General features: G+C 44.6%; 1 pseudogene. It reads right to left on the reverse strand.

The features are described from left to right. Positions 1–1,352, reverse strand: a pseudogene (locus tag R8N28_RS24160) (GGDEF domain-containing protein); the annotation flags it as partial. Between the last annotated feature and the right edge of the window lie 323 nt (positions 1,353–1,675).

The following is a 1,675-nucleotide window of genomic DNA, read 5'->3' on the forward strand; positions in this document are numbered from 1 at the left end:
AGGTTATCGACGGCAATAAAAGCGATGGGGCCACTGCTGTTTGAGGTGAGAACCGTCATTGCCGCCCAACCAAAACCGACGATATTACAGTCGTGGTAAATGGGAACGGATTCTTCGAATGCGACTTCACTCGGTACGGCGCGAGCTAAATTGATCAGAGAAAAGTTTTGCGTCTCACCAAAGAAATAGGACTCATCGACGACATTCCCTTGAATGTCCGTGCCCCAAGTGACCTGCATGTATGAGCAGTTTTCATCGGTCAAAAATACCGCCATACGATCAATACCGAGGTTTTTAATCGCGAAAGTCACTGCCGATTTACACACATCACTCACGGTTGTACAGCGTGATAGCTCAACCATGCTTGAGTGCAACATGCGCACATTTTGCTCTTGGCGCTTACGGATATAAATTTGTGAGAAAAGAGAACCAAACGAGTCCAACATCTGTTTTTGATACGCCGTTATCGGCTTGCGATGAATGAAGTTATCGAGCGCAAACCAACCGAAGGGCTCATTGCCGTCGCGCAAGATTAACATCGCGTTCCATCCCTGCCCGACCACTTTGCCCGCCGTGTATATTGGCGCATCTTCGATGATCACTAAATTACTCTCAAGGCTCGACAGCGCAGCGATGTATTCCTCACTCAGTTGATGAAGGTCGTACTGCGTGTGGAATTCATCGATCGTAATACCAGACTCATCCGTGCCGTATGTACCGCTGAAACTGCGCTTTTTCATGTCCAGTAGCATCAGTGTGGTGCGGTCAAATCCCAATCGTTCACGCAGGGCTTCGACGGCTTTGTAATACAAATCTTTTAAGGAATCAGGGTTGGAGATCTCGAGTGCGACTTGCTGAACTAACTTCATGTTTTCGATAAAGCGTTCGCGCTGGCTAATTTCATCGACGTATTGAGCTTCACGGATGTCTCGATGTCGCATCTCTTGTGATGCATTTTTCTCGGCTCGAATGCATTGCCAACGCGCAGCCGCGAGCTGCATTTCGTCGTAGCTTTCTTCGGAAATATTGTGTGCTGGTCGATCTTGGACAGATTGTATAAGTAAAAAGGTGCGGTTTATTGGCGTGTTGTCGAGCATCATTATGTAGCTGTCGCCACCTAAATCTTGGGTGTGATTCCAGTTACAAGTGTTAATCGCCAGAGGAATAATGCTTTCGGATGTATCAAATTGGCAGGCCCAGTCCCAGAAAATCTCAGGGTACTTTTGAATAGGGTAAAGCTCTCCGCGAGAAAAACTCACAGAACAACGAGGATTGGTTAAAGGGTCTTCAAAAATGGCGATCGCGTGGGGGGAAAAGAGGTTCTCTAATTGATCGAATATTGCTTCGGCCAGTAGCCGGTGGTCCCTCGTTGAAGACACTTTTCTCGTAAAACTTTTTAAATTCACCCTACCAACCTAATTTACTTTTTTATCCTCGATAAAAAACTACGCAGGTGGTGATATGCAATCAATATAATCAATTTTGAGCTGTTAAGTAATTCGCAAAATTTTCGGACTAAATTTCACATTCGAGAACTCTTCAGCACTTTTAGCACCATGTTTCACGAGAATTACATGTTGCATAAAAGTGGCCAATGTCGCTTAATTTTTAATAATTATTTATGCAGATAGATTTTATAAATCAGTATCTTAAAAAGAAAAAGGCCCCTCGTAAG

The organism is Vibrio sp. Vb1554 (genome assembly GCF_033344235.1).